Origin of the sequence: Pantoea sp. Ft-CA_14 (genome assembly GCF_024520875.1) — a bacterium.
In the GTDB taxonomy this organism is placed as follows: Bacteria; Pseudomonadota; Gammaproteobacteria; order Enterobacterales; family Enterobacteriaceae; genus Pantoea; species Pantoea agglomerans.
Genome location: NZ_JALNPM010000014.1, coordinates 38,038 through 63,595 on the forward strand (window position 1 = coordinate 38,038; position 25,558 = coordinate 63,595).

The following is a 25,558-nucleotide window of genomic DNA, read 5'->3' on the forward strand; positions in this document are numbered from 1 at the left end:
GTGTTGTACACAGTCATAAAGACGCAAAAGTATAATTCACTATCTGAAGCCGATCACAGCATATTTCAGACGGGCGGGTCGAGGCCAATCTGTGCCATTGTTAACAAAGTGTAGCCATTTCACCCTTTAGGTGCATTGTGCGTGGCAAGCTTGTAGTAACAAGCTTAGACTTTGCCGGTAAACTTATAACAACGCGAGACGCAATATGACGCAACAGCCCCAAATCAAGTATCGCCACGACTACCGTGCGCCTGAGTACACCATCACCGATATCGATTTAACTTTTGAACTGGATGCGTCCACCACCCGCGTAACGGCCATCAGCCAGGTTAAACGGCTGGGCGACAGCCAGGCTGAGCTGCGACTGGACGGCGAAGCGTTAACGCTGATTGCGCTGGAGGTTGACGGGCAAGCCTGGACGGCCTTCCGTGAAGAAGAGGGCGCACTGGTCATCAGCCAGCTGCCGGAAAGCTTCACCCTGAAAATTATTAACGATATTCATCCGGATCAGAACACCGCGCTGGAAGGGCTGTATAAATCGGGCGAGGCGCTCTGCACCCAATGTGAGGCTGAAGGCTTTCGTCATATTACCTGGTATCTCGATCGCCCCGACGTGCTGGCGCGCTTTACCACCACCATTTATGCCGACGGTGAGCGCTATCCATTCCTGCTCTCCAACGGTAACCGCATTGACAGCGGCCGGGATGAGCAGGGTCGCAGCTGGGTGAAGTGGCAGGATCCGTTCCCGAAACCCTGCTACCTGTTTGCGCTGGTGGCGGGCGATTTCGACGTGCTGCGCGACAGCTTCACCACCCGTTCAGGACGTGATGTGGCGCTGGAGATCTTCGTCGATCGCGGTAACCTCGACCGTGCCGACTGGGCGATGACCTCGCTAAAAAACAGCATGAAGTGGGATGAAGAGCGTTTCGGTCTGGAGTATGACCTCGACATCTTTATGATCGTGGCGGTGGACTTCTTCAACATGGGCGCCATGGAGAACAAAGGCCTTAACGTCTTCAATGCCAAATATGTGCTGGCTAAAGCGGAAACGGCGACGGACAAAGATTACCTGGGCATTGAAGCGGTTATCGGTCACGAATATTTCCATAACTGGACCGGTAACCGCGTGACCTGCCGCGACTGGTTCCAGCTCAGCCTGAAAGAGGGACTGACAGTGTTCCGCGATCAGGAGTTCAGCTCTGATCTGGGCTCACGCGCGGTGAACCGCATTGATAACGTGCGTATCGTACGCGGTGCGCAGTTCGCCGAAGATGCCAGCCCGATGGCACACCCGATCCGTCCGGATCAGGTCATCGAGATGAACAACTTCTATACCCTGACGGTGTATGAAAAAGGGTCAGAAGTGATCCGTATGATGCACACCCTGCTGGGTGAAGAGAATTTCCAGAAGGGCATGAAGCTCTATTTTGATCGCCACGACGGCAGCGCCGCCACCTGTGATGATTTTGTTCAGGCGATGGAAGATGCCTCGAATGTTGACCTGTCGCAGTTCCGCCGCTGGTACAGCCAGTCCGGTACGCCAGTGCTGACGGTGCGCGACGATTACAACCCGGAGCTGGAGCAGTATACGCTGCACGTCACGCAGCACACGCCTGCGACTGCCGATCAGAAAGAGAAGCTGCCGCTGCATATCCCGCTGGATATTGAACTCTACGATGGCGAAGGCAAGGTGATCCCGCTGCAGAATAATGGTCATCCGGTACATCATGTGCTGAATGTCACCGAGGAGTTCCAGACCTTTATTTTCGATAACGTCTACTTCCAGCCGGTGCCGTCGCTGCTGCGCGAATTCTCTGCTCCGGTTAAGCTTGATTACAAATGGAGTGATGCTCAGCTCACCTTCCTGATGCGTCATGCACGCAACGACTTCTCCCGCTGGGATGCGGCTCAGAGCCTGCTGGCGACCTATATCCGTCTGAATGTCGCCCGCTATCAGCAGGGCCAGCATCTGTCACTGCCGCTGCATGTCGCCGACGCCTTCCGCGCGGTGCTGCTGGATACCGACTGCGACCCGGCGCTGACCGCGCTGATCCTGACACTGCCGTCGGAAAATGAGATTGCCGAGCTGTTTGATACGATCGATCCGCAGGCGATTGCGCTGGTGCGTGACGCGCTGCAACGCACGCTGGCACGCGAACTGGCCGATGAGTTTTTTGCGATCTACAACGCCAATCAGCAGCCTGAATACCGCGTCGAGCATGACGCGATTGGTCAGCGCAGCCTGAAAAATATCTGCCTGACCTATCTCGCCTTCAGCGATGCGCAGCTGGCGGATAAACTGGTGCAGACCCAGTATCACCAGGCGACCAACATGACCGATGCGCTGGCGGCGCTTTCTGCTGCTGTTGCGGCACAGTTACCGTGCCGTGATGCGCTGCTGACAGCTTACGATGAGCGCTGGCATCAGGATGGTCTGGTGATGGACAAATGGTTTGTGCTGCAGGCGACCAGTCCGGCCGCTAACGTGATGCGCAATGTGCGTCAGCTTCTGAATCATCGCTCCTTCACCATGAGTAATCCGAACCGTGTTCGCTCGCTGGTGGGTGCCTTTGCCTCGGCTAACCCTGCCGCCTTCCATGCTAAAGATGGCAGCGGTTATAAGTTCCTGGTGGAGATGCTTACCGACCTTAACACCCGCAATCCGCAGGTTGCGGCACGGATGGTGGAGCCGCTGATTCGCCTGAAACGTTATGACGAAGGCCGTCAGGCGATGATGCGCCAGGCGCTGGAGCAGCTGCTGGAGCTGGATAAACTCTCTGGCGACCTCTACGAGAAAATTACCCGGGCACTGAACGCCTGATAATTAAAAAGGGGAGCGTCTGAGACACTCCCCTTTTTCAGCGCTGCTGCGCGTAACGAACCGGCTGCGGTCGCTCCGTACGCTGCATGACCCGATCCAGTACCTCCGCTTCCAGCTCGGCCAGCCGCGCCGATCCGCGGCGGCGGGGACGGGGCAGATCCACCAGCAGATCCAGCCCGATTTGACCCTCTTCGATCAACAGCACGCGATCTGCCATCACCACCGCTTCACTGACATCATGCGTAACCAGCAGCACGGTAAAGTGATGCTGCTGCCACAGTGACTCAATCAATCCCTGCATTTCAATGCGTGTCAGGGCATCCAGCGCCCCCAGCGGTTCATCCAGCAGCAGTAAACCGGGCCGGTGGATCAGCGCCCTGGCCAGTGCGACGCGCTGTTTCTGGCCGCCGGAGAGGGCGGCTGGCCACTCATCAGCCCGATCGGCGAGGCCTACCGCCGCCAGCGCATCCAGCGCCGCGCTGCGCCATTCGCGTCCGCGCAGACCCAGTCCGACGTTATCGATCACTTTTTTCCACGGCAGCAGTCGCGCATCCTGAAACATCAGGCGGGTATCTTCACGAGCCGACTGCAGCGGCGCATTGCCTGCCAGCAGTTCACCGCTGGAGCTCTGTTCGAGACCGGCCAGCAGGCGCAGCAGCGTGCTTTTGCCACAGCCGCTGCGACCCACCACCGCCACAAACTGACCTGAGGGAATATGCAGGTCAATCTTATTGAGAATGGTGCGGCTGCCATACTGTTTGCTGACTCCGTTAACGCCAACCGGGGTACCGGTGTTGAGGCGCGCCGGTGAGAGAGTCTGGCTCATGCGTTCTCCTCCTTCAGTTGATAAGCGGGATGCCAGCGCAGCCAGACACGTTCAAGTAACAACGCGGCGACATCTGCCAGTTTGCCGAGCAGGGCGTAAAGAATAATGGCGACCACTACCACGTCGGTCTGCAGGAATTCACGCGCGTTCATGGCCAGATAGCCGATACCCGCGTTGGCAGAGATGGTCTCTGCGACAATCAGCGTCAGCCACATCAGACCCAGCGCGAAACGCACGCCGACCATAATATTGGGCAGCGCGCCGGGCAGGATCACCTGGATAAACAGGCTCCAGCCGGAAAGGCCATAGCTGCGCGCCATCTCAACCAGCCCGCGATCGATGTTGCGGATGCCGTGATAAGTATTCAGGTAGATCGGGAACAGCGTCCCCAGCGCCACCAGAAAGATCTTGGCGGACTCATCAATACCGAACCAGAGGATTACCAGCGGGATCAGCGCCAGATGCGGCACATTGCGCAGCATCTGTACCGAGGTATCCAGCAGTCGTTCACCGGTTCTGGAGGTGCCGGTAATCAGCCCGAGCAGCAGGCCGATAGAACCGCCGATACTGAAGCCGATCAGCGCCCGCCAGCTACTGATCGCCAGATGCTGCCAGAGTTCACCACTGGCGGTCAGCTGCCAGAAGGTGGTCACAATTTTCTCCGGTGCGGGCAGAATACGGGTCGACAACCAGCCGGTTTGCGAGGCAATCTGCCACACCACGACCAGCAGCGTCGGCAGCAGCCAGGGCACCAGCGTATCAGCAAGGCGTTTTCGGGTTCTGGTCATCATGCTCTCCTCAGCCCCGGGCGACTTTTTTCTCAGGGGTAAAATCGTTGGCTACCGCTTCACCGTGTGCCTGAACCACGCGCGGCTGGGGCACCAGTGGAACCTGCAGGTCAAGATGCGGGAACAGCAGTTCGCCGACGCGATAAGCCTCTTCCAGGTGCGGATAACCCGACAGGATAAAGGTCTCAATGCCCAGCGCTTCATACTCTTTGATGCGTGCGGCCACGGTCGGGCCATCGCCGACCAGCGCGGTCCCGGCTCCGCTGCGCACCAGGCCGACGCCTGCCCACAGGTTAGGGCTGATTTCGAGCTTGTCGCGGCGACCGCCATGCAGTGCGGCCATCCGGCGCTGCCCCACAGAATCTGCCCGCTGGAACGCCGCCTGCGCTTTCGCGATGGTGGCGTCATCCACATTGGCAATCAGTTTGTCTGCGGCCTGCCAGGCCTCTTCATTGGTTTCACGCACGATCACATGCAGACGGATGCCGAACCGGACGGTGCGTCCCTGGGCAGCCGCTTTCGCACGCACCTGATCAATTTTCTCTTTAACCTGCGCAGGGGGTTCGCCCCAGGTGAGGTAAACATCGACCTGTTCGGCCGCCAGTTCCTGGGCGGGTTCAGAAGAGCCACCAAACCACAGCGGGGGACGAGGCTGCTGCACCGGTTTAAACATCAGACGCGCACCGCGTACCTTCACGTGCTTGCCTTCATAATCGACGGTTTCGCCTTCCAGCACTCGACGCCAGACGCGGGTAAACTCGGCGGATTCCGCGTAACGCTCGCGGTGATCCAGGAACACACCGTCGCCCGCCAGCTCTTCCGGATCGCCGCCGGTCACCAGATTAAACAGCGCACGTCCGTTAGAAAGACGGTCCAGCGTAGCGGCCTGACGCGCTGCCTGGGTTGGTGAAATCACCCCAGGACGCAACGCCACCAGGAATCGCAGGCGCTGCGTCACCGGAATCAGCGAGGCGGCAACCAGCCAGGCATCTTCACAGGAGCGGCCGGTCGGGATCAGTACGCCACCAAAACCGAGGCGGTCAGCGGCCTGCGCCACCTGTTGCAGATAGGCGTGATCAACCGGTCGCGCCCCTTCGGCGGTACCAAGATAGTGGCCGTCGCCATGCGTCGGCAGGAACCAGAAAATGGATACGCTCATTGTTGCTCCTTATTGCGTCACGGTATGCGGATGCCAGATGCGATCCTGAATCGTCACTTTTACTGGCAAGAGATGATTGGCATAGAACAGGTCAGCGGTGCGCTGCTGAGCTGCGGCAGTTTCGGCACTGACCGGCGAAATGCGGGTGGGTGGCCGATGGCTGAGGTAGCTGGCGATAACCGGTTCGGGCAAGCCCATCGCCTGCGCCAGTAACGTGGTGCTCTGCTGACGCTGGCTGATTGTCAGCGCGTCAGCAGAACTGAAGGTGTCGAGCACCTGCTGAATAAACGCGCCATGGGCTTCGGCATAGCTGCGGGTCGCTAAATAAAAGGAGCCGGTCAGGTTAAGGGAGCTGCCATCAATCAGCAGGCGCGAATTCCCCTGCAGCAGCACTGATGAATAGTAGGGGTCCCAGATTGCCCAGGCATCAACGTCACCCTGCTGGAAGGCGGCGCGCGCATCGGCGGGGGTGAGATAGACCGGCGTGATGTCTTTAAAGGTCAGACCCGCCTGCTGTAAGGCGCGCAGCAGTAAGTTGTGAGAGCTGGAGCCTTTCTGGAAAGCCACTTTCTTGCCTTTCAGATCCGCAACCTGTTTCAGCGGGCTGCTTTTTGGCACCAGAATCACTTCCGCTTTGGGTTTTGGCGGCTCCGCGCCAACATAGAGCAGATCCGCGCCCGCGGCCTGGGCAAACAGCGGGGGAAGATCACCGGTACTGCCCAGGTCGATACTGTTGATATTCAGCGCTTCCAGCATTTGCGGACCTGCAGGGAACTCGATCCACTTAATCCGGGTATGGGGAAATCGTTTTTCCAGTAACTGATGTGACTTCGCCAGCACCATGCTGACCGAACCTTTCTGATAGCCGATGCGAATCTCAGACGGATCGGATTCGGCGGCCTGTACCTGGAGGCCGGCCAGCAGAAGTCCGGCCACCAGCCACTTTCCTAATCTCAGCTTCATCGATCGCTTCCTTATACCGCTTGCGCAACGGGGTGGTGGTGACGGGTCAGTGCCAGCCAGAAGGCGGAGACGGCCTCATCCAGGCGCTGTGACAGTGAATCCTGCAGTTCGGGCTGACGGTCGTAATGACTGATCTGATGATCCTCGGCATAAACACCATGCAGGATCTCCTGCGCCTTTAAGGCGCTGAGCACCGGCTTCAGGGCGTAGTCCAGCGCCAGCATATGACCGGCACTGCCGCCGCTGGCCAGCGGTAAAACGACTTTGTGTTCCAGTGCGCGTTCAGGCAGCAGATCGAGCAGCGTCTTCAGCGCACCCGAAAACGACGCTTTATAGATAGGTGTCGCAATAATCAGTCCATCAGCCGAAGCCAGATCGTCACGCAGGGCGAGAAGCGCAGGTGCATCAAAACGCGCATTGATTAAATCGTCAGGCTGAAAGTTGTGAATATTCCACGGAATGACTTCAATACCACGCGCCTCCAGCTTGTGCTGACACAGCGTCAGCAGTGAAGTTGAGCGGGAGGGGAATCGTGGGCTGCCTGCCAGCGTAATAACTCGCATCATCACTCCTTATAACTAAAAGTTATTGATTATCAAATGTTGAGAACTTATGCCTTCATACTGTCAGAGCAGGGGAGTGGGCTTAAATGATTTATCCGGCAAAGTAAGGGTGAAATCTGCAAATAGAAGGCGTTGCGACAGATGTCAGCATCGCCGCTTCCGATAATTCTTAAATTAAGCGCTGGCAGCGGAACAATTCATTAAGGGGCATGATACGAGATCGTCAAAATGTGTCGGTTGAGCAGAAAAAATATCTTTCGTCTGATTGCTTAATCATTTTTTCTGAGAGTGGCGCGGCCATAAAGCGCAACGGCTGACAAAATAGCGCTGCGAAGCAGCACAGAATCAGCTTATCTGCGGCAGCCTCTGCCAAAGATTAAGATTTATTGCAGAAAGCAAACTGTAATAATAATGAAGGAATGCTGAAATTATTCATCGTTTCAGATGTTCGCTTACAGATTTCTGAATCTGGTTACGTCTGCTTTGCAGGGCTAATTTAAATCGATCCTCAACGGTTTTAACATTACTGCGGGCTATAGATGCACTTTCGTTAAGAGTGATGCTCACATGAAACATTAAGATGATTTTTACGGCTGGTCTTTTTTCGCATTACAGGTTTAAGATAATCGGGCTCAATGAAAGCAATCATAATAATCGCGCCTTACTCTTTTCGACGTTTCGCCTCTGGTCAGAACCTGCATCAGGCAGGTGAATCGTATTGTCATTTTCTAACAGCAGAGAATTGCATATGTCTGACATCCTGTTATCCGTTATTATTCCAACCTACAATGTTGAGAAATATATTGTAGAGTGCGTCGATTCGTTATTACGCCAGGTTAAAGCGCCCAATGAAATAATCATTGTGAATGATGGATCTACTGATGGAACATTAGCCTTAATTGAACAGAATTATGCACACCTTTCTCAGGTGAAAGTGATCACCATTGAAAATGGCGGCCTCGGCAATGCACGGGACACCGGCATTGCACTGGCAAAGGGTCAGTTTCTCTTTTTCTGTGATCCGGATGATGTCGTGGTTGATGGCCTCGTGACTGAGCTGGCAATGGTGGCGGAGAAGCATCCTGAAACGGATCTTTTCTGTTTTAACTCCTGCGTCTATGAAGATGGCCACATTGATATCACCTCGCCAAAAGTGAAGCATGACCAGTTTGGCCAGCAGAAACCACAGGAGGTCTTTCTGCGCCTGCTGCGTAATGGCAGATATACCTCTGCCGTCTGGAATTACGTCTTAAGAAAAAGCGTCATTGAACAGCATAAGTTGCGCTTTGTACGTCGGGTTCATGAAGACCACAACTTTACGCTCTCCGTGTTTATGAAATGCCAGCACGCATGGGTCAGCCGTCAGGTCTATTATAAGCAGCGCATCCGCAGTGGTTCACTGACCAACAGTACCAAAGGCAATGAGTTTTTCTATCAGCGCTATGACGCTTTTATGCATGCTTATAATACGTTAACCAGTTCGCTCCCTAAATCAGCCTGGCGTAGTTCGCTGGAAAAGTCTTATTTACTTCACTCGTTCCGTCTGATGATCTATTTGTCTCTCTATAATAAAACGCCGGTACCGGAATATGTCTGTAATGCCATTCGCTTTATGGGTCGTAATGTAAAATCAGAAAATCTTAAAGAGTGGTTGTTGTTTAATCGCCCGGAACTCTTTATTGCGCTGCAGCATTACAAGGTTAAAAAAGAGCTCAAGCGCGCAGCCTGATTCTGAAAAATGTGAAGCGATATTGTTTATGCCTTAGCGAAATGAGAAGGTGAGACATGCAATGTGTATAAGGTTGTTGCGACATGGCAAAAGTACTCGATAAAAGTCTGGTTATTAATATTTTCTCGCTGCTGGCTTACCGTGGCGCGTCGTTTCTGTTTCCGCTGGCCACGCTGCCCTATCTTGCCCGCGTTCTGGGCGTAGAGCAGATGGGTACGCTGGCGCTGGCGATCGCCTGCGTGCTTTATTGCAGCACCATCTCCGACTGGGGATTCAATGTCTTTACCACCAAAGATATTGCTCACCATCGTGATGACAAAGAACGCGTCAGCCAGCTCTTCTGGTCAACGTTTAACGCCAAGCTGATGCTGCTGGTGGTCACCAGCGGCACGCTGCTGACCGCGACCTGGTTCAATCCCTCCTGGCACCCTCTGTTCTTCATCATTCTGGCGAACTGCACCACGCTGGTCGGCTCGCTGTTTTCATTCGGCTGGCTGATGCAAGGCTTTGAGAAGTTGGGTAAGACGGCGATGATCGCCACCTTCGGTAACTTCTGTGCGATTCCGCTGACCTTTTTGCTGGTGAAATCTCCGCAGGATACCTGGCTGGCTGCCCTGATCCCTGGCGCGGTCTCCATTATCAGCGCGGCAATTACGCTGAAGTTTGTGCTGGAGATGAAAGTCATTGGCCGCTATCGCTTTGAACCACGCGAAATCAAACAGCGCATCACCGACAGCATGGATGTATTTATCGCCATTGCCGGAGCTAACCTTTTCAACAGCGTCAACGTGGTGATTCTCGCCACCTTTGCTTCTACTTACATGGTCGGGATCTACAACGGCGCCGATCGCCTGCGTAAAGCGGCCAACTCTGTGCCGGAGCAGATCGGCAGCGCCTTCTTCCCGCGCGTCAGCCACCTGTTCGGCCGGGATAAACGGGCCGCGATTGCCGCGACACGCAAAAGCCTGCTGCTGTCGTTTTCCCTGAGTCTGTCGATTGTAATCTTCACCTGGTTCTTTGCTGACCTGGTGGTCTCAATATTGCTGGGTAAAGACTTTATTCAGTCAGCGGATGTGCTGCGCGTCTTTGTGCTCTGCTTCCTGTTTGGCAACATTGCCTACCCGGCAGGATTACAGATTCTGATCCCACATGGTCTGGCCCGCCAGCGTATGTGGGTGATGATGGCCGCTGGTGTGGTTAACGTGCCGCTCTGCTGTTTCCTGGCGTGGAAGTTTGGCGCAATCGGTGCCGCATGGTCGATGGTCGGGGCTGAAGCGTTCGTCTGTCTCGGTATTTTTGGCATCATGCAACGTCACGGCATCCTGCGGGAATATCTGTTTCCCTCTGAGGTGAAAAATCAACCCGTAAACGATTCCGCCGCGTAAGATCAAAGCATTTTCAGATAGTTTTATGCATCCCCGCTGTTCGATTTACTTTTGCGCCAGAGCACTTTACCATTCTGGCGCACATTTTCCCGTGCACCGACTTCCACGATCGCTTCCGTCCTTCAGGAGAGTGCATGTTTTATCCTATCGTCCGACCGGCGCTGTTTAAACTTGATCCCGAACGCGCACACGAACTCACTTTTCAGCAACTGCGTTTTATGAACGGCACCCCACTGGAGATGTTTTATCGCCAGAATCTGCCGTCGCGTCCGGTCACCTGTATGGGACTGACCTTTAAGAATGCCCTGGGCCTTGCGGCGGGTCTGGATAAGAACGCAGAGTGTATTGATGCGTTTGCGGCGATGGGCTTTGGTTTTGTTGAAGTCGGCACCGTCACGCCGCGCGCCCAGGCGGGGAACGATAAGCCACGCATGTTTCGTCTGGTGGAAGCGGGCGGAATTATCAATCGGATGGGGTTTAATAATCTGGGTGTTGATCACCTGGTTGAAAACGTGAAGAAAGCGCGCTTTAACGGCGTGCTGGGGATCAATATCGGTAAAAATAAAGATACGCCGGTCGAGCAGGGCAAAGATGATTATCTCATCTGCATGGAAAAGGTTTATGCCCACGCCGGTTATATCGCCATCAATATTTCCTCACCTAACACCCCAGGTTTACGTTCGCTGCAATATGGCGAGGCGCTGGATGATCTGCTTTCTTCCATCAAACAGAAACAAAAAGAGCTGGAACAGCGTCATCTGAAATATGTTCCGCTGGCCGTAAAAATTGCGCCCGATCTCTCTGAAGAAGAGTTAATTCAGGTCGCGGACAGTTTAATTCGTCATCAGATTGATGGCGTGATTGCCAGCAATACCACGCTCGATCGTTCGCTGGTGAGCGGTCTTAAGCATGCTGAGGAAGCGGGTGGATTAAGTGGACGGCCAGTGCAGTCGCGCAGCACGGCGGTGATACAGCGCCTCTCTCAGGAACTGCAGGGACGGTTGCCGATTATTGGCGTCGGCGGGATCGATTCTCTGACGGCAGCGCGTGAAAAAATCGCCGCCGGGGCAACACTGGTTCAGATTTATTCAGGCTTTATTTATCAGGGGCCAGGCTTAATTAAAGATATCGTCACCCATCTCTAAGACAATTCTCACAATCATTGGCCGGGGGGTTTATTTATCCCCTCGGCTCGTTTATATTTTGTCCTGTTGCACGCTTTTTCAGCTTTTCCTTATGTTTCTTTTTTCGCTGAATTCTGCGTGATTTTTGGCGCAGCGGTAAATACAGGGCACACGATGAAAATTAAACCCGATGATAACTGGCGTTGGTATTTTGACAACAGCCACGACCGAATGATGCTCGACCTGGCAGACGGTATGCTTTTCCGTTCCCGTTATTCCCGCAAGATGCTCACGCCGGATGCCTTCACTGAATCGGGTTTTTGTGTCGATGACGCCGCCCTTTATTACACCTTTGAAGAGACCTGCCGTCAGTGCAAACTCAGTGGCAGCCATCGCGCCGAACTGGTGTTAAATGCGCTGGTCGCTGCACGCTTCCTCAAGCCACTGATGCCGAAAAGCTGGCATTTCGCCTCTTATGCTCCGGCAATGCAGCCCCGTCCCGGTGAAATGGTACAGGTTACGCTGGCAGAAGAGGGAACGCAGGCACGACTGCTGGTGGTTGAGAGTGGCGATAATGCGGCGCTCTGCCTGCTGGCGCAGCCGGGATTGACGCTGGCCGGAAAAAACATGGTGCTCGGCGATGCCATCAAGGTGATGAACGATCGCCTGCAGCCCCTGTATCAGGATGTCGCGCCGCGCTACGCCCGCGCAGTCTGACTACCTTAGTTCTACATCGCCAGCCGGAATACAGCTGCAGCTCAACAGCGTGCCGTCCTGACGCAGGGCGCTCTGTTTCAGCGCCTTAACCTCACCCGCGACCAGACTCAGCTTGCAACTGCCGCACAGTCCCGCCCGACAGGAGTAGGGGATCCGGAAGCCCTGCATCTCCAGCTGATCCAGTAATACCTGCTGATTATCCCCGGTGAACGTCTGACCCTGAAACGTGATAGCCACGGCATCTGGCGCCTGCTGCTTTGGTTTCAGTGTTTCGACCACTTCACCGGCACCATAGCTGCGCGGTGCATGACGTTTCAGGACAATCATCTCATCACCGGCGCGCACCACCCCACTGTTGCGCGCCACTAAGTTCAGACCGAAATCAATATCCCCGCTGCCATCCAGGGCGGTGCGGAACGTCTGCAGCGTGGCCAGTGGATGACCGGCAGGATGCTTAACGCCGGTCTCGGTGCTGACAGTGGTGAGCACGCAGCGACTGCATGGCTTAGGCACCTCGAATATCACGTCGCCAATCTGAATCTCCGCCCAGCTGTCTTCATCCCATGCGGCAGCGCCGCTGACGACCAGATTCGGACGAAACTGTTCGGCACGGACGCTGGCCGGGCAGCGCTGTTGCAGATCATGCAGCGACGCGTTGTTGATCAGCAAAAACGGAAAGCCGTCGGCAAAGCTCAGCGGAATATGATTAAACGCTTTAACCCGGCGGCTGGGTTGCGGCCCGACCCAGCGCAACTGAACCTCACGGGGGAAGAACTGGCTCAGCCATTGGTTAATCGCAGGCGGCGCTATGCGCGCGGTGAAATGATTTCCCCAGACTTCGGTGGGGTGATCCTGCTCATCGAAATCGCTGAAGCGGATCAGGGAGTGACTGCCATCCGGGGCCGTCAGCAGCAGGCCATCCGGTAAAATCGCGGGCGTGAAGCGCACCATCTCCGGATGCTGACGCGCGGTAATAAAGGTGCCATCAGGTTCGGTCACCATAAACAGACGATCAAATGCCAGTCCGCTGTCAGTGACCAGCGCGTGTGACAGCGCTAATCCCCGCATCGACTTCACAGGATGAATAAATAAGCGGGAAAGCGTGATCATGGTGTTCTCCTTGAACCCGACGCGCAGCACAAAAGAAGCTAACTTTATGACATAGGTCTCCGATTCGCTATAATGCGCGACAATTTTCTCAAGAGTTAAAAAGTGACGATATGAATTCTCTGTTTGCCAGCACGGCGCGTGGGCTCGAAGAGCTGTTAAAAAGTGAGCTGGACGCGCTGGGCGCGCAGGATTTGCAAGTGGTGCAGGGAGGCGTTCACTACGAAGCCGACGATCGCACTATGTACCAAAGCCTGATGTGGAGTCGTTTAGCATCACGCATCCTGTTGCCGCTGGGAGAGTTTGGCGTCTACAGCGATCTGGATCTCTATCTGGGCGTGCAGAGCGTGGACTGGCCGACGATGTTCGGCAGCGACAAAACCTTTGTTGTGCATTTCAGCGGCACCAACGATTCGATTCGTAACAGCCAGTTTGGTGCGCTGAAAGTTAAAGATGCCATCGTGGACAGCTTTACCCGTCAGAACCTCGAACGACCTAACGTCGATCGTGAGCAGGCAGATATCCGTGTCAACGTCTGGCTGAATGACGATCGCGCCAGCATTGCGCTGGATCTCAGCGGCAGCTCGCTGCATCAGCGTGGTTATCGCCAGCAGACCGGTCAGGCGCCGTTAAAAGAGACCCTGGCGGCGGCCATCGTGCTGCGTTCTGGCTGGGAGCCGACGACACCGCTGATCGATCCGATGTGTGGTTCCGGTACGCTGCTGATTGAAGCCGCACTGATTGCCTGCGATCGTGCGCCAGGCCTGCTGCGCAAGCACTGGGGCTTCACCGCCTGGAGCCAGTTTAACGCTGCGTTGTGGCAGGAGGTTAAAACTGAGGCGCAGAACCGTGCCCGCACTGGTACGGCTGCCACTCAGGCGCGCTTCTTTGGCTACGACAATAATGGTCGGGTGCTGGAGTGGGCGCAGGCGAATGCCAGCCGCGCTGGCGTCTTTGAACTTTTCACCTTCGGCCAGCAGGATCTGCTGAAGCTGACTAATCCGGTCGATCCGGCGGTTCACGGTACGGTGCTGAGTAATCCTCCTTACGGTGAACGTCTGGAGAGCGAACCAGCCCTGATTGCGCTGCACAGCCAGCTCGGACGTCTGATGAAGCAGCATTTTGGCGGCTGGAACCTGTCGCTGTTCAGCGCCTCGCCAGAACTGCTGAGCTGCCTGCAGCTGCGTGCCGATCGCCAGTTTAAAGCGAAGAACGGTCCGCTGGATTGCGTGCAGAAAAACTATAAGCTGGCGGTTAACAGTCATGAAAGCGCTGGACAGATTGCGGAAGATTACGCTAACCGCCTGCGTAAAAACGTGAAGAAACTGGAGAAGTGGGCGCGTCAGGAAGGCATTGAATGCTACCGTATTTACGATGCCGATCTGCCAGACTACAACGTTGCTGTCGATCGCTATGGCGACTGGGTGATTATCCAGGAATATGCGCCACCGAAAACTATCGATCCTGATAAAGCGCGTCAGCGTCTGTTCGATGTCATCAGCGCGACGCTGAGCGTGCTGCAACTGCCTGCCGACCGTCTGATTATGAAAACGCGTGAACGCCAGAAAGGCAAAGCGCAGTATCAGAAGCTGAGCGAGAAGGGCGACTATTTCGAAGTTAAAGAGTTTAATGCGCGTTTCTGGGTGAATCTGACCGACTATCTCGATACCGGCCTGTTCCTCGATCACCGCATTGCCCGTAAAATGCTGGGCCAGATGAGTCAGGGCAAAGATTTCCTGAACCTGTTTGCCTATACCGGTACCGCCAGTGTGCATGCCGGTCTGGGTGGCGCGCGTTCAACCACTACGGTAGATATGTCGCGTACCTATCTGGAGTGGGCGGAGCGCAACCTGCGTCTTAACGGACTGACCGGGCGTCAGCACCGTCTGATGCAGGCGGACTGTCTGAGCTGGCTGAATGAGAGTGACGAGAACTTTGACCTGATCTTTATCGATCCGCCAACGTTCTCCAACTCAAAACGTATGGAAGAGAGCTTCGACGTTCAGCGCGATCATATGATGCTGATGCGTAACCTGAAGCGCCTGCTGCGTCGCGGCGGCACCATCATGTTCTCCAATAACAAACGCGGTTTCAAAATGGACATGGATGGCCTGAAATCACTGGGCCTGCAGGCGCAGGATATTACCCAGAAAACGCAGTCGCAGGACTTCGCGCGTAACCGTCAAATTCACAACTGCTGGCTGATCACTCACGCCGGTAAGGAATAAGCTTACATGTCATTAATCAGTATCCACGGCGCTTATCTCTCCTTCAGCGATGCGCCGCTGTTAGACAACACCGAACTGCACATCGAAGAGAACGAACGCGTCTGTCTGGTGGGCCGTAACGGTGCGGGTAAATCCACGCTGATGAAAATCATCAATGGCGAACAGCCACTGGATGATGGCCGCATTATTTATGAAACCGATCTGGTCGTGGCGCGTCTGCAACAGGATCCGCCGCGCAATATTACCGGTTCGGTGTATGACTTCGTGGCCGAGGGCGTTGAAGAGCAGGCTGAGCATCTGAAAGCCTATCACGCCATTTCCCATGTGGTGATGGAAGATCCCAGCGATAAAAACCTCAATGAGATGGCGCGTCTGCAGAGCATCCTCGACCATCAGAATCTGTGGCAGCTGGAGAGCCGCATCCATGACGTGCTGGAGCAGATTGGTCTGCAGCCCGATACCGAGCTGTCATCGCTCTCGGGCGGCTGGCTGCGTAAAGCGGCACTGGGTCGTGCGCTGGTGAGTAACCCGCGCGTCCTGATGCTGGATGAGCCAACCAACCACCTCGATATCGAAACCATCGACTGGCTGGAAACGTTCCTGAAGAACTTCACCGGCAGCATCATCTTTATTTCCCATGACCGTTCGTTTATCCGCAACATGGCGACGCGCATTGTCGATCTGGACCGTGGCAAGCTGGTCTCCTGGCCAGGCAACTACGATCTCTATCTGGAAGGCAAAGAGGAAGCGTTGCGCGTTGAAGAGATGCAGAACGCCGAATTCGACCGCAAACTGGCGCAGGAAGAGGTGTGGATCCGTCAGGGCATCAAAGCTCGCCGTACCCGCAACGAAGGCCGTGTGCGTGCGCTGAAAGCGCTGCGTCGTGAACATTCAGAACGCCGCGAAGTGATGGGCAAAGCCAACATGCAGGTGGGCGAAGCGTCCCGTTCCGGCAAGATTGTCTTTGAGCTGGAAAATGTCGACTACGCGGTCGATGGCAAAGTGCTGGTGAAGGACTTCTCAACCCAGGTGCAGCGTGGCGACAAAATTGCGCTGATCGGACCAAATGGCTGCGGGAAAACTACCTTACTACGCCTGATGCTGCAGCAGCTGAAAGCTGACCATGGTCGTGTGCATTCCGGCACCAAGCTGGAAGTAGCCTACTTTGACCAGCATCGCGCTGAACTGGATCCGGATCGCACCGTGATGGACAACCTGGCCGAAGGCAAGCAGGAAGTACTGGTCAACGGCAAACCGCGCCACGTACTGGGCTATCTGCAGGACTTCCTGTTCCATCCAAAACGTGCCATGACGCCGGTGCGCGCCCTTTCGGGCGGTGAACGTAACCGTCTGCTGCTGGCACGCCTGTTCCTGCGTCCCAGCAACCTGATGATTCTGGATGAACCGACTAACGACCTTGACGTCGAAACGCTGGAACTGCTGGAAGAGCTGATTGATGGTTATCAGGGCACCGTGTTACTGGTGAGCCACGATCGTCAGTTCGTCGATAATACCGTTACCGAGTGCTGGATTTTTGAAGGCAACGGTGAGATTGGCACCTTTGTTGGCGGTTATCACGATGCTCAGCAACAGCGCGCCGCTTACCGGCAGCACAAGGCGGCAGCACCAGCGAAAGCGACGGGCAACGCCTCTAAGCCTGCAGCCGAGAAGGGTGATGCGAAGCGTAGCGTGAATAAACTCAGCTACAATCTTGCGCGTGAGCTGGAACAGCTGCCGCAAAAACTGGAGCAGCTGGAAGCGCGTATCGGAGAACTGCAGGCGAAGATGAGTCATCCCGACTTCTTCAGTCAGGCACACGATCAGACGCAACCGGTGCTGGATAATCTGGCTCAGACTGAGCAGGAGCTGGAAACCGCTTTTGCGCGCTGGGAAGAGCTAGAGTCACTGAAAAACGGCGCGTAGGGCAGGGCTAACGGATGTGTTCAGCAGTGAAAAGTAACGCGTGGATGCTCTGTCCACAATGCGATTTAATGATTAAGCTGCCGGACATTCCCGTTGGCAGCCGTGCGTCATGCCCGCGCTGCCACACCTCCCTGACGGCCAACTGGCACGAACCGCGTAAACGGCCAACGGGCTATGCGCTGGCAGCGCTGTTTATGCTGCTGCTGGCGAATCTGTTTCCTTTTGTCTCAATGAAGGTGGCAGGGCTGACCAGCCAGATCACGCTGGCGCAGATACCTCAGGTGATGGTGACGGAAGATTACAGCAGTCTGGCGACGCTGTTCCTTCTCTTTGTGCAGGCGGTTCCGGCCTTCTGCATGATCACCATTATCCTTCTGGTCAATCGGGTCCCGTTGCCGACTGGACTCAAAACTGGTCTGGCACGTATTCTGTTTCAGCTGCGTAACTGGGGCATGGCAGAAATCTTTATGGCGGGCGTGCTGGTCAGTTTCGTCAAGCTGATGGCCTATGGCGAGATCGGCCTGGAGACCAGCTTCTGGCCGTGGGTTCTGTTCTGTCTGCTGCAGCTGCGGGCCTTTCAGTGCGTTGATCGACGCGGCTTGTGGGACAGTCTGTCACCCCGACCTGCACTGCCCCATCCGCCCGAAGTGGGCATCAGTGGTTTAGAGCAGGGTCTGCGCTCCTGTCCCTGCTGTACGGCCATTCTGCCGGAAGCAGAGCATAAGTGTCCCCGCTGCGGCGTCACGGCTGAGGCACGGCGTAAGCACAGCCTGCAGTGGACGCTGGCGCTGTTGTTCACCTCCATACTGCTTTATATCCCGGCCAACCTGTTGCCGATTATGGTGACGGAAACCCTCGGCACTGCCTATCCTTCCAATATCATGGCGGGGGTGATTGTGCTGTGGGGTGATGGCTCCTATCCGGTGGCGCTGGTGATCTTTATCGCCAGTATCATGGTGCCTACGCTGAAAATGCTGGCGATTGGCTGGCTTTGCTGGGATGCCAGCGGACGCGGACAGCGTGACAGCCACAGGATGCACAAAATTTATGAAGTGGTCGAATTTGTTGGCCGCTGGTCAATGATCGACGTGTTTGTTATTGCCGTGCTCTCTGCGCTGGTGCGCATGGGGCAATTAATGAATGTTTATCCCGCGTGGGGGGCAGTATTGTTTGCAATGGTGGTGATTATCACCATGATTGCTGCCATGACCTTTGACCCGCGATTAACCTGGGATCGTGTACGCGAAAACAATATGAAGGAGTCGCGCCTTGACGGAAACTAATCACGGCCATGCAAAGGTGGAACAGATTAAGCGCTGGTCGCCAGTCTGGATTGTCCCCATCGTTACGCTGTTAATCGGCGGATGGATCCTCTTTTATCACTTCAGCCATCAGGGGCCGGAAGTCACCCTCATCACCGAAAACGCCGAAGGCATTGTTGCGGGTAAAACCACGATTAAAAGCCGCAGTGTGGATGTCGGTGTGGTGGAAAGCGCGGTGTTAAGCGACGATCTCCACCATGTGGAAATCAAAGCGCGCCTGAATTCAGGCATGGAAAAACTGCTGCACAGCGACAGCGTTTTCTGGGTGGTGAAACCGCAGGTGGGTCGCGAAGGGATCAGCGGTCTCGGCACTCTGTTATCCGGTGCCTATATCGAATTACAGCCGGGCACTAAAAGCCAGGCACCCGAGCAGTTTAAGCTGCTGGATGCGCCGCCGTTAGCGCCACCGGATGCCAAAGGGATTCGCATCGTGCTGGACAGCAAGAAAGCGGGTCAGCTCAATCCGGGGGATCCGGTGCTGTTCCGTGGCTATCGCGTCGGTACGGTCGAGACCAGCGCTTTTGATACCGAAAAACGCATGATGACCTATCAGCTGTTCGTCGCTGCGCCTTACGATCGCCTGATTACAACCAATGTGCGCTTCTGGAAGGACAGTGGCATCGCCGTGGATATGTCCGCTTCAGGAATGCGGGTGGAAATGGGATCGCTGACCACGCTGTTCAGCGGCGGCGTCAGTTTTGACGTGCCGGATGGCTGGGAGCTGGGTCAGCCTGCGCAGAATAAGTCTGACTATCATCTGTTTGACGATCAGCGCAGCATTCAGGACTCGCTCTACACCAACCATATTGATTACCTGATGTTCTTCACCGACTCCATCCGTGGTCTGCAGGCGGGGGCGCCGGTTGAGTTCCGCGGCATTCGCCTGGGTACCGTCTCAGAAGCGCCATTGATGAAAGCCGGTCTGGACCAGGCGCTGAACAATGATTACCGCGTGCCGGTGCTGATTCGCATTGAGCCGGATCGCTTTATCAGCCGACTGGGTGAGAACTTCGATCTGCAACAGCATCTGCAGGATGGTAAAAAACGTGGCCTGCGTGCGACGCTGAAAACCGGCAGTCTGTTGTCGGGTGCGCTCTATGTCGATCTCGACTTCTATGACAATGCACCGCCTTACAAAGGTCCGCAGAAAGTCTCTGGCTATGAAGTTATCCCAACGGTCAGCGGTGGCCTGAGCCAGATTCAGCAGAAGCTGATGGCGGCGCTGGATAAGATCAACAGTCTGCCACTGAACGGTATGGTCAATGAAGCGACAGGCACGCTGAAAGAGAGCCAGAAAACGATGCGTGATCTGCAGCGCACCATCGACAACATCAACAAAGTCACCGCCAGTCCGGCTATGAAAACCCTGCCGGAAGACCTGCAGCAGACATTGCGCGAGCTGAACCGCAGCATGAAAGGCCTGCAGCCAGGTTCACCAGCCTACAGCAAGCTGGTGGGGGATATGCAGCGCCTGGATAAGGTTCTGCGTGAACTCCAGCCGGTGTTAAGAACGCTTAACACCAAGAGCAATGCGCTGGTATTTGAGGCAAAACCGGGACAGGATCCCCAGCCGAAGAGGGCGAAACAGTGAATAAAGGATTGATACTTTGTGCCGCGCTGGTGTTGAGTGCGTGCAGTAGCAGCGTTGACAATACCTGGTATCAGCTGCCCTCTGGGGCGGCTTCCATGCAGGTCAGCAGCAGCCAGCTGAATGAAGCACAACCGATGTTATGGGTGCAGCAGGTGACGGTGCCGGACTATCTGGCAGGCAACGGACTGGTTTATCAGACCAGCGATGTCAAATACGTTATCGCCGCGAATAATCTCTGGGCCAGCCCGCTCGATCAGCAGTTGCAGCAGACATTGATCACTAACCTGAGCAAGGCGCTGCCAGGCCGGCTGGTAGCCGGTTCACCTTTAGGCGCGCAGCACGATACGCTGAATGTGACCGTGACAGGCTTCCAGGGGCGCTATGATGGCAAAGCAGTCGTCAGTGGCGAATGGACGCTGGAACATCAGGGCCGGCTGACCAAACAGGCGTTTAACCTGGTACTGCCGCAGACCGAAGATGGCTACGATGCGATGGTCAGAACCCTGGCGGCGGGCTGGCAACAGACAGCACAGAAGATTGCCAATAGCGTGGTTGCGTTAAATTAAGATTGATGTGAATAAATAAGCTAAGCCCCTGACCGATTGTCGTGCTTTCCCGACAGGGGTCAGGGGCTTTTTTATTAGCTTAATCAGAAAGATAGTGTTGTCGCATGCATCACAGAACGTCATTATTTTTACCGATTAAGGTCACATTTATGACACTGGCATGAAGATTGGGCATTGATCTTTGGGTGCGCAGGAGGTAGAACATAAGGGTGGTTGAACATTAATTCACCACTTTTCTTTCCACCAGATTCCACAGACCTTACATGAGGGACACGGAGTATGAAGAGACAGAAACGAGACCGCCTCGAACGCGCCCATTCACGTGGTTATCAGGCAGGCATTACTGGACGCTCAAAAGAGATGTGTCCGTATCAGTTGATTGACGCTAAGTCTCACTGGTTGGGAGGTTGGCGACAAGCCATGGAGGACAGGTCGGTAGCTGCATAACCGGATGTCACTGAAAAGGGAATATAACCTCCGCCATGCGCGGAGGTTTTTGTTTCCGGGGGAAACGCTTAGAAAGCGGCGGTATCTTTAAACAGGCCGACTTTAAGATCGCTGGCGGTATAGATCAGATTACCGTCAACCAGCACTTCACCATCTGCCACGCCCATAACCAGTTTGCGGTTAATAACGCGTTTGAAGTGAATGCGGTAAGTCACTTTCTTCGCATCTGGCAGGACCTGACCGGTGAATTTCACTTCACCCACGCCCAGCGCACGACCTTTACCTTCGCCGCCCAGCCAGCCCAGATAGAAACCAACCAGCTGCCACATGGCATCAAGGCCCAGACAACCCGGCATCACCGGATCGCCAATAAAGTGACAGCCGAAGAACCAGAGATCAGGATTGATATCCAGCTCCGCTTCAACAAAGCCTTTGTCATATTTGCCGCCGTCTTCGGTCATTTTGACCACGCGGTCCATCATCAGCATGTTGCCGGATGGAAGCGGCGGACCATTTTCGCCAAACAGTTCACCACGACCTGACAGAATCAGATCTTCTTTGGTATAGGATTCGCGTTTATCTACCATGTTTTCAATAAGCCTTGTTTTAGTGAATCACGAATATTAGCGAACAGTTGTACGCTGAGCAAATCGGATTAACGGTGGTTGAACCAGTTAAGCCAGCGCAGCGCCCAGGGACGTTGCGGACCGTCCGGCTGGTTGAACAGGCTAATGCGTTCCTGGATGGTATTCAGCAGGCAATCGCCCAGGCCATCCTCGGTACTCCAGATTTTACCGGTCAGCAGCGGTAGCGCTTCATCGGCACGGTCAATTGCCCAGATATGGAAATGACCCTGTTCAACCGCACTGACAACCGCCTGGCTGAGGCTGAGATGACGGACATTGCTGGCGGGAATAATCACACCCTGCTGACCTGTCAGTTCTCGCTGATGGCAGATATCAAAAAAGCCTTCGATTTTCTCATTCAATCCGCCCACCGGTTGTACGTTGCCAAACTGATCAACCGAGCCGGTCACCGCAATTTGCTGATTGATGGGCTGATTAGCCAGCGCGCTGATTAAGGCACAGAGTTCAGCCAGTGAAGCACTGTCACCATCCACCTCGGAGTAAGATTGCTCAAAGACCATTGAGGCCGAGAAGGGCAGTTGCTGATCGAGTTCCAGCTCGGCAATCAGGTAAGCCTGCATAATCATCATGCCTTTGGCATGAATATTACCGCCCAGCTCCGCTTTACGCTCGATATCCATGAATTCGCCATCGCCGGGATGTACCACGCAGGTAATACGCGATGGATCGCCCCAGGCACGGGGATGGCCAGGATATTCAACGACCGACAGGCCATTAATCTGACCAACCACTTCGCCTTCGGTTTCAATCAGAATCTGTCGCAGCAGGATCTCGTCACGCATCCGCTCATTGAGATAATTCTCGCGCCACAAACGCGCTTCCAGCGCATCACGCAGCGCTTCAGCGTTCAGTTCATCGCCCATCAGGGCCGATTCGCGCATCTGGCGTTGTAGCCAGCGGGGGCAGAGTGGCAGCGTCTCCTGATCGCCGCTGTAGCGGACGCCTTCTTTAATCAGTTCTGGCCAGAAGTCCGCTTCCGGCAGGGGCAGACCCGCCTGTTGCGCCAGTTCGATGTTCCAGCGACACCAGGCAAGCATGTCATCTTCATCCAGAATCTGAATATTCTCTTCAAATTCAGTATAGATGGCCATTTCGTGAGCTTCGGGATCCAGCTCCTGAAATTCTGCCAGCGCTTCCCGATCGCCACACAGGACCAGTTTCAGATTGAGCGGCAAGGGAGGAATCGAGACTGGCAGCGGCCGGCGTTCATCCTGAGATGTCCACTCAGCATAGCCCTGCTCAACACACTTCTTCAGGCGCAACCAGAGAATCGGCTGCGTCATCAGGCTACGCAGTGAAAGCAGCAGCGTGCCGCCATTAGCACGATGGATCAGGCCCGGTTCCAGCTGGATGCGATCTTTATACTGGCGCACGCAGCCAAACAATTGCTCCATCTCAGTCCATTCAGCAAAGTGAATACCACCCTGACTGGTGAATGGGCGTTGAGGATCGGAGGGGGGCTGGAGCGTGACGTTGTCGGCCATGATATGGTAATCACCGCCGAATAGAGTGGTACTGTCGGCCATAACCCGCTCTGCGGCCTGGGCAATGAATGTCAGATAATCGCGATTCTCCTGGCTACGAACCAGCAGTAACGGGAACCCCTGCGTCTGATGGTGTAAGTGCGCCAGTGCATTCAGCAACCGGGGCTGTACCGTTGCCAGAGCATCAGTTTCTTCATCAGCAATTCGGGAGAAAACGGATTGGTATTGCGCGCTATCTGGCTGTAAGGTCTGCCACGTAAGTTGAGTGCTGGTCAAAATAATCGCATTTGTCTGTTTTAAGAAAAGCGAGATTATACAGGATTCACCCTTGTTAAGCACTGCAGACTTCCTGTTGAAGATGTGATGGTGACAGCATGTTTTTCGTTGCTGCATCCGGGAAAAAAGCTGTTATTCTTAGTTCGTTACGTGATCACGATGAGATTCCGATGAAATACCAGCAACTCGAAAATCTTGAATGTGGATGGAAGTGGAAATACCTGGTGAAAAAACATCGGGAAGGTGAACTGATCACGCGTCACCTTGAATTAAGCGCGGCGCAGGCAGCAGTGGATAAGCTGCTGGCAATGGAAAATAATCCGGTTACAGTGAATGAATGGATCGCAGAACATATTCACGCTGATCTGGATAACCGACTGAAGCAGACCATCCGTGCCCGACGAAAACGCCATTTCAACGCTGAACATCAGCATACGCGAAAAAAATCGATAGACCTGGAGTATCTGGTCTGGCAGCGACTGGCAGGTCTGGCACAGCGGCGCGGCTGCACGCTCTCTGAAACGATTGTTCAGCTGATAGAAGATGCAGAACGTAAAGAGAAATATGCCACTCAGATGTCGAGCCTGAAGCAGGATTTGCAGGCGATTCTGGGTAACTCCGGTTCAGAGAGCGAATAATCGGGCAGGGCAATCAGAGCCTTCATCTCTCAGTCCGGTTTTATTACCGGCATAAAAAAACCCCGCCTTAGCGGGGTTTTTTATTACGTGTAAACTTAAGCCTGTGGCTGAGTTACAACGTCTTTGATACCTTTAACGTCGATTTCTACACGACGGTCCGGCGCCAGGCAGTCGATCAGGGCATTACGGCCTTTCACGCTGTCACAGGTGTTGCCGGTAACTGGGTTAGATTCACCCATGCCACGTGCAGAGATCTTGTTAGAAGGAATACCTTTAGATACCAGGTAATCTACGACTGACTGAGCACGTTTCTCAGACAGTTTCTGGTTGTACTGCTCTGAACCGATGCGATCGGTGAAGCCCAGTACGACAACGGAACCATCTTTAGGATCCATTGAGCTCAGCTGGCTGTACAGCTGATCCAGAGCCTGCTGGCCTTCTGGCTTCAGGGTAGATTTGTTGAAGGTGAACAGAACGTCAGACTTCAGAGTGAAACGCTTGGTTTCAACAACTGGAGCTGGTGCTGGAGCCGGAGCTGGCGCCGGAGCAGCGACGTCATCCTGACCGAAGCGGTATGAAACGCCTACGCTCAGCATGCCGTTGTCTGGACGAGTACCAACGGTCTGTGCATCACCGATGTTGTTAACCCACTGGTAATCCAGACGGGTAGCCCAGTTTTTGGTCAGCGCATATTCAACACCAACAGCAGCCAGCGGAGATACGCCGGTGTCGTGGTCGCTGATGCGGCCAGTAGTTGGGTTAGTCTGCGTTGAGTCTGCACGCCATACCATGCCGCCCAGACGAGTATACACGTCCAGATCGTCATAGATTGGGTAGCTCAGTTTAGCAGCCAGCTGAACGCCCTGTGCTTTGAATGCGCCGTTAGTCACGTTGCCTTTGTTAGGCATGCGACCCAGCCAGTCATAGCCCAGCTCGAAGCCCAGGTATGGATTTGCCTGGTAACCAACGAATGCACCTGCACCCAGCTGGCTTTCATGAGTTGGACCGTCATTGTTTTCGTAACCGTTACCGTAGTAACCAGTGTCGTGATACTGAGACCAGCCCAGTTTAGCACCGGTGTACCAGGTGTCATCTTTCGGAGCGGCCTGCGCTACGGTAGCGAAGCCAGCCAGTGCCACTGCAATTGCGATAGCTGTCTTTTTCATTTTGCGCCTCGTTATCATCCAAATAGGCAATGAGCAAAAAGGTTGCTCTTGGTTTAAATCCTTCGCCGGGTCAAAACGCTCGCTTATG

At 54.7% G+C, this 25,558-nt stretch carries 21 protein-coding genes; 12 read left to right on the forward strand and 9 right to left on the reverse strand.

Annotated elements, in window-relative coordinates:
* The first annotated feature begins 205 nt into the window (after positions 1-205).
* Positions 206-2,821, forward strand: coding sequence for an aminopeptidase N (gene pepN, locus NR195_RS18505; protein WP_033785541.1), 2,616 nt, complete (start codon positions 206-208; stop codon positions 2,819-2,821).
* A gap of 37 nt (positions 2,822-2,858) precedes the next feature.
* Here pepN and ssuB read toward each other — a convergent pair whose 3' ends face one another.
* From ssuB to ssuE, 5 genes are read right to left on the reverse strand one after another with little or no spacing between them, the layout of a single operon-like run.
* A complete protein-coding gene (gene ssuB, locus NR195_RS18510; protein WP_010254985.1) occupies positions 2,859-3,647 on the reverse strand; it encodes an aliphatic sulfonates ABC transporter ATP-binding protein in 789 nt (262 codons plus the stop codon).
* Positions 3,644-4,435 (reverse strand): aliphatic sulfonate ABC transporter permease SsuC, encoded by a 792-nt coding sequence (ssuC, locus tag NR195_RS18515; protein ID WP_010254987.1) that lies wholly within the window; start codon positions 4,433-4,435, stop codon positions 3,644-3,646. The genes ssuB and ssuC overlap by 4 nt, the downstream gene beginning before the upstream one ends.
* Before the next feature lie 10 nt (positions 4,436-4,445).
* Positions 4,446-5,594 carry an FMNH2-dependent alkanesulfonate monooxygenase gene (gene ssuD / locus NR195_RS18520; RefSeq protein ID WP_022625932.1) on the reverse strand — a complete coding sequence of 383 codons (1,149 nt, stop codon included), beginning with the start codon at positions 5,592-5,594 and terminating at the stop codon, positions 4,446-4,448.
* A 9-nt stretch (positions 5,595-5,603) separates the two neighbouring features.
* The gene (locus NR195_RS18525; RefSeq protein WP_010254990.1) at positions 5,604-6,557 is read right to left on the reverse strand and encodes a sulfonate ABC transporter substrate-binding protein; all 954 of its coding nucleotides are present in this window, start codon (positions 6,555-6,557) and stop codon (positions 5,604-5,606) included.
* A gap of 11 nt (positions 6,558-6,568) precedes the next feature.
* On the reverse strand, positions 6,569-7,120 hold the full coding sequence (gene ssuE / locus NR195_RS18530; protein WP_045140577.1) for an NADPH-dependent FMN reductase: 552 nt from the start codon (positions 7,118-7,120) through the stop codon (positions 6,569-6,571).
* A 748-nt stretch (positions 7,121-7,868) separates the two neighbouring features.
* Here ssuE and NR195_RS18535 point away from each other — a divergent pair.
* The 4 genes from NR195_RS18535 to NR195_RS18550 all read left to right on the forward strand — a co-directional run bounded on the left by NR195_RS18535 (position 7,869) and on the right by NR195_RS18550 (position 12,075).
* Positions 7,869-8,849 carry a glycosyltransferase gene (locus tag NR195_RS18535; protein WP_010254993.1) on the forward strand — a complete coding sequence of 327 codons (981 nt, stop codon included), beginning with the start codon at positions 7,869-7,871 and terminating at the stop codon, positions 8,847-8,849.
* A gap of 83 nt (positions 8,850-8,932) precedes the next feature.
* A complete protein-coding gene (locus tag NR195_RS18540) occupies positions 8,933-10,234 on the forward strand; it encodes a flippase (protein WP_010254996.1) in 1,302 nt (433 codons plus the stop codon).
* Between the two features lie 134 nt (positions 10,235-10,368).
* Positions 10,369-11,379 carry a quinone-dependent dihydroorotate dehydrogenase gene (gene pyrD / locus NR195_RS18545; protein ID WP_010255000.1) on the forward strand — a complete coding sequence of 337 codons (1,011 nt, stop codon included), beginning with the start codon at positions 10,369-10,371 and terminating at the stop codon, positions 11,377-11,379.
* 153 nt (positions 11,380-11,532) lie between these two features.
* The gene (locus NR195_RS18550) at positions 11,533-12,075 is read left to right on the forward strand and encodes a cell division protein ZapC (RefSeq protein WP_010255003.1); all 543 of its coding nucleotides are present in this window, start codon (positions 11,533-11,535) and stop codon (positions 12,073-12,075) included.
* Here NR195_RS18550 and NR195_RS18555 read toward each other — a convergent pair whose 3' ends face one another.
* Positions 12,076-13,185, reverse strand: coding sequence for a YcbX family protein (locus NR195_RS18555; protein ID WP_010255007.1), 1,110 nt, complete (start codon positions 13,183-13,185; stop codon positions 12,076-12,078).
* Between the two features lie 110 nt (positions 13,186-13,295).
* Here NR195_RS18555 and rlmKL point away from each other — a divergent pair, with 110 nt between their 5' ends.
* The 6 genes from rlmKL (at position 13,296) to rmf (ending at position 21,259) form a co-directional block, all read left to right on the forward strand.
* A complete protein-coding gene (gene rlmKL, locus NR195_RS18560; RefSeq protein ID WP_132498807.1) occupies positions 13,296-15,410 on the forward strand; it encodes a bifunctional 23S rRNA (guanine(2069)-N(7))-methyltransferase RlmK/23S rRNA (guanine(2445)-N(2))-methyltransferase RlmL in 2,115 nt (704 codons plus the stop codon).
* Between the two features lie 6 nt (positions 15,411-15,416).
* Complete coding sequence (locus NR195_RS18565; RefSeq protein WP_031592840.1) at positions 15,417-17,333, forward strand: ABC transporter ATP-binding protein; 1,917 nt, start codon at positions 15,417-15,419, stop codon at positions 17,331-17,333.
* Positions 17,334-17,347: 14 nt separating this feature from the next.
* A complete protein-coding gene (gene pqiA, locus NR195_RS18570; RefSeq protein WP_010669781.1) occupies positions 17,348-18,616 on the forward strand; it encodes a membrane integrity-associated transporter subunit PqiA in 1,269 nt (422 codons plus the stop codon).
* Entirely contained in the window at positions 18,603-20,246 is a 1,644-nt protein-coding gene (gene pqiB, locus NR195_RS18575) for an intermembrane transport protein PqiB (protein WP_010255015.1), read from the forward strand. Before pqiA ends, pqiB begins: the two co-directional genes overlap by 14 nt.
* Positions 20,243-20,812, forward strand: a complete 570-nt coding sequence (gene pqiC, locus NR195_RS18580) for a membrane integrity-associated transporter subunit PqiC (RefSeq protein ID WP_022625928.1) — start codon at positions 20,243-20,245, stop codon at positions 20,810-20,812. The genes pqiB and pqiC overlap by 4 nt, the downstream gene beginning before the upstream one ends.
* Before the next feature lie 279 nt (positions 20,813-21,091).
* Positions 21,092-21,259, forward strand: coding sequence for a ribosome modulation factor (gene rmf, locus NR195_RS18585; protein ID WP_008925875.1), 168 nt, complete (start codon positions 21,092-21,094; stop codon positions 21,257-21,259).
* 68 nt (positions 21,260-21,327) lie between these two features.
* Here rmf and fabA read toward each other — a convergent pair whose 3' ends face one another.
* Together fabA and NR195_RS18595 are read right to left on the reverse strand one after the other, a co-directional pair.
* Positions 21,328-21,846: a bifunctional 3-hydroxydecanoyl-ACP dehydratase/trans-2-decenoyl-ACP isomerase gene (gene fabA / locus NR195_RS18590; RefSeq protein WP_009091047.1), complete on the reverse strand. Its 519-nt coding sequence runs from the start codon at positions 21,844-21,846 to the stop codon at positions 21,328-21,330.
* Positions 21,847-21,914: 68 nt separating this feature from the next.
* Entirely contained in the window at positions 21,915-23,783 is a 1,869-nt protein-coding gene (locus NR195_RS18595) for a Lon protease family protein (protein WP_256844805.1), read from the reverse strand.
* A 53-nt stretch (positions 23,784-23,836) separates the two neighbouring features.
* Between NR195_RS18595 and matP the strand changes: the two genes are divergently transcribed.
* Complete coding sequence (matP, locus tag NR195_RS18600; protein WP_138919647.1) at positions 23,837-24,304, forward strand: macrodomain Ter protein MatP; 468 nt, start codon at positions 23,837-23,839, stop codon at positions 24,302-24,304.
* A 95-nt stretch (positions 24,305-24,399) separates the two neighbouring features.
* Here matP and ompA read toward each other — a convergent pair whose 3' ends face one another.
* A complete protein-coding gene (ompA, locus tag NR195_RS18605) occupies positions 24,400-25,470 on the reverse strand; it encodes a porin OmpA (RefSeq protein WP_010255028.1) in 1,071 nt (356 codons plus the stop codon).
* Positions 25,471-25,558 lie beyond the last annotated feature (88 nt).

Excerpts from the sequence above, each read along its gene's own strand:
- pepN (WP_033785541.1), top strand. The coding sequence starts at position 206 with ATGACGCAACAGCCCCAAATCAAGTATCGCCACGACTACCGTGCGCCT.
- ssuB (WP_010254985.1), bottom strand. The coding sequence starts at position 3,647 with ATGAGCCAGACTCTCTCACCGGCGCGCCTCAACACCGGTACCCCGGTT.
- ssuC (WP_010254987.1), bottom strand. The coding sequence starts at position 4,435 with ATGACCAGAACCCGAAAACGCCTTGCTGATACGCTGGTGCCCTGGCTG.
- ssuD (WP_022625932.1), bottom strand. The coding sequence starts at position 5,594 with ATGAGCGTATCCATTTTCTGGTTCCTGCCGACGCATGGCGACGGCCAC.
- NR195_RS18525 (WP_010254990.1), bottom strand. The coding sequence starts at position 6,557 with ATGAAGCTGAGATTAGGAAAGTGGCTGGTGGCCGGACTTCTGCTGGCC.
- ssuE (WP_045140577.1), bottom strand. The coding sequence starts at position 7,120 with ATGCGAGTTATTACGCTGGCAGGCAGCCCACGATTCCCCTCCCGCTCA.
- NR195_RS18535 (WP_010254993.1), top strand. The coding sequence starts at position 7,869 with ATGTCTGACATCCTGTTATCCGTTATTATTCCAACCTACAATGTTGAG.
- NR195_RS18540 (WP_010254996.1), top strand. The coding sequence starts at position 8,933 with ATGGCAAAAGTACTCGATAAAAGTCTGGTTATTAATATTTTCTCGCTG.
- pyrD (WP_010255000.1), top strand. The coding sequence starts at position 10,369 with ATGTTTTATCCTATCGTCCGACCGGCGCTGTTTAAACTTGATCCCGAA.
- NR195_RS18550 (WP_010255003.1), top strand. The coding sequence starts at position 11,533 with ATGAAAATTAAACCCGATGATAACTGGCGTTGGTATTTTGACAACAGC.
- NR195_RS18555 (WP_010255007.1), bottom strand. The coding sequence starts at position 13,185 with ATGATCACGCTTTCCCGCTTATTTATTCATCCTGTGAAGTCGATGCGG.
- rlmKL (WP_132498807.1), top strand. The coding sequence starts at position 13,296 with ATGAATTCTCTGTTTGCCAGCACGGCGCGTGGGCTCGAAGAGCTGTTA.
- NR195_RS18565 (WP_031592840.1), top strand. The coding sequence starts at position 15,417 with ATGTCATTAATCAGTATCCACGGCGCTTATCTCTCCTTCAGCGATGCG.
- pqiA (WP_010669781.1), top strand. The coding sequence starts at position 17,348 with ATGTGTTCAGCAGTGAAAAGTAACGCGTGGATGCTCTGTCCACAATGC.
- rmf (WP_008925875.1), top strand. The coding sequence starts at position 21,092 with ATGAAGAGACAGAAACGAGACCGCCTCGAACGCGCCCATTCACGTGGT.
- fabA (WP_009091047.1), bottom strand. The coding sequence starts at position 21,846 with ATGGTAGATAAACGCGAATCCTATACCAAAGAAGATCTGATTCTGTCA.
- NR195_RS18595 (WP_256844805.1), bottom strand. The coding sequence starts at position 23,783 with ATGCAGCAACGAAAAACATGCTGTCACCATCACATCTTCAACAGGAAG.
- matP (WP_138919647.1), top strand. The coding sequence starts at position 23,837 with ATGAAATACCAGCAACTCGAAAATCTTGAATGTGGATGGAAGTGGAAA.
- ompA (WP_010255028.1), bottom strand. The coding sequence starts at position 25,470 with ATGAAAAAGACAGCTATCGCAATTGCAGTGGCACTGGCTGGCTTCGCT.